Source organism: Candidatus Zixiibacteriota bacterium, from assembly GCA_040753495.1.
In the GTDB taxonomy this organism is placed as follows: Bacteria; Zixibacteria; MSB-5A5; order GN15; family PGXB01; genus DYGG01.
The window spans coordinates 1-8,349 of the sequence record JBFMEF010000114.1; the positions used below are offsets into that span (position 1 = coordinate 1).

Consider the following 8,349-nt stretch of genomic DNA (forward strand, 5'->3'; position numbering starts at 1 on the left):
TCCCATCGATTTCAATTTCAAGGCGGCAATGCTGTCGTCCAGTTTCTCCGGAACGATATAGACTTTCCGGGAAAGTTTACGGGCGTTACTCACCAGGTATTCGGCGGCAAGAGCCTGATTGGCGAACGACATATCCATAACGACCGCGGGATGCCCCTCGGCGGCGGCAAGATTAATTAATCGTCCTTCACCAAGGATGTTTATTTTTCGGCCATTGCGGAGAGTGTACTCTTCGACAAAGGGACGAATCCGGCGCTTGCGTGTTTTGACCTTTTCCAAAGTTTTGAGGTCAATTTCAACGTTGAAATGTCCCGAATTGCAGACAATAGCGCCATCCTTCATCTTCAGGAAATGCTCTTTGCGGATGACATTGATATCGCCGGTGAGGGTAATGAAGATATCGCCCAGACGCGCCGCGTCGGACATAGGCATAACTTCAAAGCCGTCCATCACCGCTTCGATCGCTTTGGTGGGGTTAACTTCTGTCACAATCACCTGCGCCCCCATCCCTTGCGCCCGGGTTGCCACTCCCCGTCCGCACCAGCCATACCCGGCAATGACCACTTTGGCTCCAGCGATAAGGGCATTGGTGGCGCGGAGTATGCCATCGATGGTCGATTGCCCGGTGCCGTAACGGTTATCGAAGAAATGCTTGGTCTTGGAATCGTTGACAGCAATAATAGGATATTTCAGAGCGCCATCCTGCGCCATCGCTTTAAGCCTAATGACGCCGGTGGTGGTTTCTTCCGTGCCGCCGATGATATATTTCAGAAGTTCTTTCCGCTGCGAATGAAGGGTCGAGACCAGGTCGGCGCCGTCATCCATTGTAATATGCGGTTTGAAGTCAAGAGCCTGGTTGATATGACGGTAATAAGTCTTCTTGTCTTCGGCATTGATGGCAAACACCGATATGCCATAATCTTTGACCAGCGAAGCAGCGACATCATCCTGAGTCGATAACGGATTGGAGGCGCAGAGGGCGGCATTGGCACCGGCGGCTTTGAGTGTTATCATCAGGTTCGCCGTTTCGGTAGTGACATGGAGGCAGCAAGCCATGTTGATGCCGCGAAGCGGCTTTTCTCTGGCGAACCGCTGCCGGATCAGGCGCAAGACCGGCATATTCCGTTCGGCCCATTCGATGCGGAGTTTCCCTTGCGGAGCCAGCTTGATATCAGCAATATCATATTTCGCTTTTTTCATTTAAGCGTCCTTCTGAAGGTCTTTGATTTTGTCGGTTTTCTCCCAGGTATAGTCAGGATGATTCCATCCAAAATGACCGTAAGTGGCGGTCTGGCGATAGATAGGACGAAGGAGGTCGAGGGTCTTGATAATACCGCGGGGAGTGAGGTCAAAGTTTTTACGGATAATCTGTTCCAGGCGACTTTCCTCAACCTTATTGGTTCGGTCGGTGAAAACCATGACCGAAACCGGCTCCGGCACACCGATGGCATAAGCAAGCTGAATAGTGCATTTGTCGGCCAGTCCGGCGGCGACTACGTTCTTGGCGATATAGCGCGCCATATATGACGCCGAGCGGTCAACTTTGGTCGGGTCTTTGCCGGAGAAAGCTCCCCCGCCGTGACTCGCCATTCCGCCATAGGTATCAACGATTATTTTCCGCCCGGTCATGCCGGTATCCGACTGCGGTCCCCCGATAACAAACTTGCCGGTCGGATTGACATAATATTTGGTTTTGGAATCAAGCATTCCGCGGGGAATGACCGGATTAACCACCTGTTCAATGATTTCCTGACGGGCATGGTCGGTGATTTTGGTTCCGGTCTTGTCGAGGATATCTTCGGTGTGCTGCGCCGAAACAACTGCAGTGTCAACCCGAACCGGTTTGCCGCTGCGATACTCAATAGTAACCTGCGATTTGCCGTCAGGTCCAAGGTATCCAAGGATTTTCTTTTTGCGGACTTCGGCCAGTCGTTTGGTCAATTTATGCGCCAGCATGACCGGCATCGGCATCAGCTCGTCGGTTTCGCGGCAGGCGTAACCGGACATCAGTCCCTGGTCGCCGGCGCCGCCGATATCGACCCCCTGGGCAATATCGGGCGATTGGGTGCCGATGGCATTGAGAATGCCGCAGGCTTCAAACTGGAATCCGAACTTAGGGTCGGTGTAGCCGATATCGCGGATAAGGCCGCGGACCAGCCTGGGGATATCGGCGTAGCCGGTAGTGGTGATTTCGCCGCCGACCACAACCAGACCGATGGTCACAAAGCATTCACAGGCAACGCGGCTGTTCTTGTCCTGCCGGATGACGTCGTCCAGAACGGCGTCGGAAATCTGGTCGCAGACCTTATCGGGATGACCTTCGGTTACTGATTCTGAAGTAAATAGAAAGTTGCCCTCTGACATTTAACGGCTCCTCTATAAATGTAGAATGATATTATCCAATTTCTGTGGAACTTCCGATATTGAGGCGGTCGAAACTTCCGCGGACAACCGCTTTTTCGCCGACCAGCGATTGCTCAAGAAGGGAATGCTCGATAACTGACTTGCGGCCGATAATAGAGTCGCGAATGATTGATTTATGCACCTGAGCACCATCCGCCACGGTAACATAGGGACCAATAATCGACTGCTCGATTCTTGCCGAGGGGGAAATATGCACCGGCGGAATGATAATCGACCCGGGATAATCATTGAAGGCGTTCATCTCTTCGAGCAACAGACGATTGGTCTCCAGAATGGTTTCCCGTTTGCCGCAGTCGTACCAGCCGTCAATAATGAACGGTTTGAAAAGTTCGCCTGCCCCGAGCATGAATTCGAGGGCATCGGTCAACTGGATTTCACCGCTGGTTTTCTTGCCCATCTCGACTAATTTACTCAAATGAAGTTTAAGAACCTCAGAATCAGGGAAATAATAAAGACCTATAAGCGCCAGGTCGGATTTGGGATTCTGCGGCTTTTCTTCGAGGGCGATGATGCGGCCGTTATCAATGACGGCAACGCCGAAACGGCGCGGGTCCTTCACCGCTTTCAAGCCGATGACATTGCGGTCGCTCTTTACGAACTCCTTGTAATCGGTCTTGGCGATGGTATCACCGAGCACCACAAGAAGCGGACCCGGCTTGACCACTTTCAGGGCAAGATAGATGGCAAATCCGAGTCCGAGAAGTTCCTGCTGCCGGACGAACGATACCGGAAATTTATAATGTTTCTTGACGAATTCTTCAATCTGGTCACCGAGATGCCCGATGACAAAAATCATTTCCTCCGGTTCCAGGAAGGTTAAGGGGTCGATGACATGAGAGAGAACCGGTTTTCCGGCGACCGGCAGAAGCGGTTTCGGCACGGTGTAGGTATGAGGGCGCATCCTTGTCCCCTCACCGGCTACAGGGACGATTATCTTAAGTCCTTTTTTCATGGTATTAGCGGGAAGAATATAGGGAAAACTTCCCTGAAAAGGCAACCGTTTTTTGTCCGGTCGTCGCCTGCGTAGAGAAAAGTGGAGATTTAGAAAATAGATTTGAGACTTCTGCCCCAGTCAAAGAGGAGAAATTGAACCTGGCCGATGAGAAGAGAAATACGCGCCATCACGGTATATCCAAAATGAGCGCCGAACGAGACCATAATGAACCAGATGCCGACCCGGGCGGTAACGCCGAGGACACCTTTATGTTCTTTGGAGAAATAAAAGTAGATGAGTGTCGAAATGACGCCGACGACGACAATTAGAGCCAGAAGCGTGGGGCCAAAGCCGCGGGAGGGGTCAAGCGACATCATGGTAGAGGCAGTCTGCGGAAGAGCCAGACCGTGAAGCTGCGAAATTAAGAAGACTCCAGCCGTATTGCCCATAACAAAGGCAAGCGAGATACGGCTAATCCAGGACCATTTGGCAAAGAAGCGGGCGAACATCAGAACGCCGAGTACTCCCGGGAATACCAGCCACCAGTGCCCGTCATTGAACATCGGGTTAACCAGTTGTTGAATGATAACCGCCTGCCAAACCAGTCCGACATAATATCCAGCCGAGAGGCCGGCGAAGATATGCTCCGCGAGTTTATAGAAGGGGTTATCCTTGTAGAGAAAGGAAAAGAGCGCCAATACCAAAAATGCGCCAAGCCAGAGCTGGAAATGTTCAATGAAGGTCATTTCCGCGCCTCTTTTTCGCTTCGGCGTATCGCCAGGAAACTGATATTGCCGACCAGGACGAAAAATATGATAAGAAGATGAACCAGCGACTGGGCGTCCATCCCCCGGGTGGCGGTACCTTCAAATTTAACCAGACGTTCATATTCGGCGGCGCCCTTCATCCCTCCCAGCAACCCCACCAGCTGACCTGATTCGACAAAGGAATACATTTTGGGAGCCATAACGGCGGTGACTCCGGCGCCAACCGGAGTGCCATATTGGGCATTTACGATGGAAATCCAATAATCGACTATGGCGTTGTCGGCGACGACATAGATGAATTTTATGTCGGCGTAATTTTTGACTCTTTGCATGAGCGGAAGCTCTCTGAGAGGAGTGCCGGAATTATCAGCCGGATAAATGGTCTCGATGGCGCTGCCCATCCCTTTCAGCACGGCGACGTAGTTTGCCTTGTACCCCAGATTGACAAAATCTTCACCATAGACTTTGCCGTACTCCTCGGCTATTTTTCGAGTGACCCGTTCGGCGATGGACGGTCCCCCCAGAGGAATGGTGGTCATGGTAATAATCTTCATATGCTTGCGGAACATCTGTTTCAGTGCCGCAACCGACATCGGTTCCGTCTCGGCAAGAGTGGACGGGTAATAGTCAAAAGTGAGGAAAACCGCGGAGCTGTCCGGCAGGGCTTCCACGGCATCATATAATTTTTGGGCTTCGGGCGATAGCTCCACCGGGAATTTTATTACCACCAGCATCGGGAAAGTGACGGCAATGGCAACCAGCAGATAAATCCAGCGACGGTCGATATGGGAGAGTTTTTCCCAGAAATTCATATCAACCCTTTCCCATATAGGTGCGCTCGATGCCGAGCATGATACGCAGCGACATTGATGCCGCTCCTAAAGCGGCGCCGATAATGATGCCGCGCTGGACGGCGACATTGACGCCGTTCATTATGTAGCTATTAATATATCCGGGAATATTGTCGCTAAAGAGACGAAGGAAGGCTTCGCCCATCGGAATTCGCCAGAGCATCACAAGGACAGCCGTCACGAGAAGCAGGGTAGCCTCGGCATTCCGCGCTCGAAAAGCCCGGTAGGCGGCAGATGCAATATAAAAGGCGAGCATGGCGAACATGGTTGCCATCATCGGGGCATCAAGATAATTGAAAAGCCAGTCATAGATGGAGCCGGTGCCGGTGCCGAAGAGTCTCCCCCAGCTTTCGGGGAAGATACTGTAGATGACGCTTCCCAGATTGGAAGTCTTGGTCACCGGCAGCATAGATGGAATAGCCATGGCAAAAACCGAAATCAGAGTGGCAAGGTTGAAAATCCAGCCTGCTTTCTTCTGCTTCACCACTTTGGAATTGACGCGGACAATAGAGACCACTCCCAGCAATAGGGTGAAGCCGCCGACGATGGTGACCCATTGCAGGACTTCTTCCTCGACCCGTCCCAGAAATGACCGCTCCGGATTGAAAAAGAATCCGACTACCATTATCATTCCGGATAAGAAGGCGATTACGACGGGAACGGTTGTGCGCATCTAATTATTCTGCCTTGAAAATGTTTTTGAACCAGTCTCCGGACTCGACCGTTGCCAGGAGGCAACCGGCAATAATGCAGACGACAAGAATCATCTTGATAAAATCCTGTCCTTTGAGTCCGCCCAGAAGAATCGGCTCATGGCTGAGATAACTGGAGGCCGCGTAGAGCTCTTCACCCATGAGAGTGTAGTCGCAGGCGGCGATAAAGAAAGGGAGTTGCTCGGGGCGGGCGGTTCCGGCAATCTGAATTGAGCCGGCGGCATTGCCGGTCTCGGCAAGCAGCAGCGACTCGGCGAAAAACCCACCCATATATATATTGGCGGCGGGGCGGTCGCGCATCATAATGCCGTTTACGGTTGCCGTGAAGGCGAATTGCTCACCGGCGACATACCGGACAATATCTTTATTATAACTGTCTTTCTTGCCCATTTCAGTATAAGCCTGCTCCACGACTTCCTGTCCGGCGGCAAGTACCATCGGGTATCGCACCGGTACAATGAGAGGCGTTTCATACTGCGCGGTAATCCGGGCTACCCGCCCCAGAATAGCGATTCCGGCGATAGTTTCAATTTCATCAATCTCTGAGATTCCCGGGATATACAGCACCGGCTTGCCCATCTCGGTGGCGCGTCCGACCGCTTCTTCCACGGCGTCCAGCCCGGCGATTTTGCGGATAAAGAGCGGCTTCCCCTGCTTTGCCCAGCGGGTGTAGAGAAGAATAACGATGGAGAAGAGCGCGGCAAAGAAAAGAATAGGGGTGCGGTTAGTGCGGAATAACGAATCGGGCTCCCCGGCAAGCGCCAGTGAGGGGGACAGAAGCATAATTATGGCGAAGATTTTGTGCGATGTTGCGATTATCACGGGGTCAAGATACCGATTTTGTCATTTAAGTCAATTTTAATCCTGAAATTGGACAATAATTGCGCCGGTGTCATTCCGCCATCAAAAGTGAACGGAGCCAATTTCCGGCGCCGATAGTCATCAGAACTGTCCCGATTACAATCAAAAAAACAAGAACCATCTTCATAAAGTCCTGCCCTTTCAGCCCGCCGAGCAGGACCGGTTCGCGACTGAGATAGCTGGATGCCGCATAGAGCTCTTCGCCCATCAGAGTGTAGTCGCAGGAGGCAATAAAGAAAGGTAATTGCTCCGGCTCAGCGGTGCCGGCAATCTGAATAGAACCGGCGGCATATCCGGTCTCGGCGATAAGGAGCGATTCGGCAAAAAATGCCCCCATCAGGATGTTGGCGGCGGGTCGCTCACGAGTGATAATGCCATTTATAGCGGCGGCGAGGGCCATCTGCTCTCCCGCCACATAGCGAACGGCATCCCGGTTGACGGCATCCTCATGCCCGGCTTCTTTGTACGCCTGCTCGATTACTTCCTGGCTGGCGGCAAGAACCAGCGGATAATTGACGGGTACAATGATTTGTGTTTCGTACTGAGCGGTGATGCGGGCAACCCTTCCGAGAATGGAGACGGCGGCAATGGTCTGCATGTCATCGAGTTCTTGAATGCCGGGGACAAAGAGAACCGGCTTGCCCATCTCGGTGGCGCGGCCTACTGCTTCTTCGATTGCCTCAAGACCGGCGATCTTGCGAATGAAAAGCGCTTCTCCCTTCTTTGCCCAGCGGATATAAAGGACTATTACGGCAGCGAAGAGAAAGGCGAATATCAACAACGGCAGGCGCTCCAGGCGAAAAAGCGGGGCAGGCATCTGCGAGGTCACCTCGGCAAGCGGGAGTGACAGACTCAGCAAGTTTAAACTTTCCTTTGCGCCTTATTTCACGCAGGTTACAACAGTTTCATATTGTCGATAAGACGAACGTTATAGAGCCGCACCGCCAGCGAGCAAACGCAGTTTTTTCGAATCGGGTTTAGCGGCTCCAGCGTTTCGAGATCTGTGAAGGCAATGTAGTCGATTTCGGCCGTGGGGCAGATAGACTTGATGACCAGTTCCATCTCGGCGCGGAGGATATCAGGGTCTAATACATTCTCTGCAACCAGCGCCTTTGCCCGCAGCAATGCCCGATATAGACAGACTGCATCTTGACGCTGCTGCGGCGAGAAGTAACTGTTGCGGGATGACATAGCCAGACCATCTTTCTCGCGCACGGTCGGGGCGACAACAAATCTTATCGGATAATTCAGGTCAGCGGTCATCTGTTTCAGCACCACGACCTGCTGAAAGTCTTTCATGCCGAATATGGCGACATCAGGGCGCGTTATGTTGAAAAGCTTGGCGACGATTGTGGCAACCCCCAGAAAGTGACCGGGCCGGGCCTTTCCTTCTAATGTCCTGGTCAGCTTTTGAACGTCGACAAAGGTTTGAAAATTTTCGTGGTAGATATCTTTCGCCTTCGGAATAAAAACGATATCGCCGCCGGCGCCTTTGATTTTGGCGAGGTCAGATTTTTCATCTCGGGGATAGCGCGAGAAATCTTCATCGGCGGCGAACTGGGTCGGATTGACAAAAATGCTGGTTATGACCCGGTCGGACTGTTTTCTGGCTCGCCTGATGAGTGCGAGATGCCCGTCATGCAAAAATCCCATTGTCGGCACCAGCGCCAGGCTTTTCCCTTTAGCGGCAAGGAAGCGGCAGTGCTTTTGCATCTGGCGAATCGAGCGGATTATTATCATAGATTAGAGGTACTCAAGGCTGATTTTTCCGGAATTGAGACGGGCATAGCTGAAATGCT

At 52.2% G+C, this 8,349-nt stretch carries 9 protein-coding genes; all 9 read right to left on the reverse strand.

Translation table 11 applies throughout. The features are described 5' to 3' along the window. Nucleotides 1-1,200 (reverse strand): adenosylhomocysteinase (gene ahcY, locus AB1690_07390; GenBank protein ID MEW6015130.1); only part of this gene is annotated, 1,200 nt, incomplete at its 3' end. Further along, nucleotides 1,201-2,364 (reverse strand): methionine adenosyltransferase, encoded by a 1,164-nt coding sequence (gene metK, locus AB1690_07395; GenBank protein MEW6015131.1) that lies wholly within the window; start codon nucleotides 2,362-2,364, stop codon nucleotides 1,201-1,203. It abuts the gene before it with no gap. Nucleotides 2,365-2,395: 31 nt separating this feature from the next. Then, nucleotides 2,396-3,376 carry a sugar phosphate nucleotidyltransferase gene (locus AB1690_07400; GenBank protein ID MEW6015132.1) on the reverse strand — a complete coding sequence of 327 codons (981 nt, stop codon included), beginning with the start codon at nucleotides 3,374-3,376 and terminating at the stop codon, nucleotides 2,396-2,398. A gap of 89 nt (nucleotides 3,377-3,465) precedes the next feature. Continuing rightward, nucleotides 3,466-4,104, reverse strand: coding sequence for a hypothetical protein (locus AB1690_07405; protein MEW6015133.1), 639 nt, complete (start codon nucleotides 4,102-4,104; stop codon nucleotides 3,466-3,468). Next, on the reverse strand, nucleotides 4,101-4,937 hold the full coding sequence (locus AB1690_07410; protein MEW6015134.1) for a hypothetical protein: 837 nt from the start codon (nucleotides 4,935-4,937) through the stop codon (nucleotides 4,101-4,103). Before AB1690_07410 ends, AB1690_07405 begins: the two co-directional genes overlap by 4 nt. A 1-nt stretch (nucleotide 4,938) precedes the next feature. Next, nucleotides 4,939-5,649 carry a hypothetical protein gene (locus tag AB1690_07415; GenBank protein ID MEW6015135.1) on the reverse strand — a complete coding sequence of 237 codons (711 nt, stop codon included), beginning with the start codon at nucleotides 5,647-5,649 and terminating at the stop codon, nucleotides 4,939-4,941. Between the two features lie 4 nt (nucleotides 5,650-5,653). Beyond that, nucleotides 5,654-6,511 (reverse strand): DUF6754 domain-containing protein, encoded by an 858-nt coding sequence (locus AB1690_07420; protein MEW6015136.1) that lies wholly within the window; start codon nucleotides 6,509-6,511, stop codon nucleotides 5,654-5,656. A 70-nt stretch (nucleotides 6,512-6,581) separates the two neighbouring features. Next, a complete protein-coding gene (locus AB1690_07425; protein ID MEW6015137.1) occupies nucleotides 6,582-7,367 on the reverse strand; it encodes a DUF6754 domain-containing protein in 786 nt (261 codons plus the stop codon). Nucleotides 7,368-7,444: 77 nt separating this feature from the next. After that, nucleotides 7,445-8,290, reverse strand: a complete 846-nt coding sequence (gene panC / locus AB1690_07430) for a pantoate--beta-alanine ligase (GenBank protein MEW6015138.1) — start codon at nucleotides 8,288-8,290, stop codon at nucleotides 7,445-7,447. Nucleotides 8,291-8,349 lie beyond the last annotated feature (59 nt).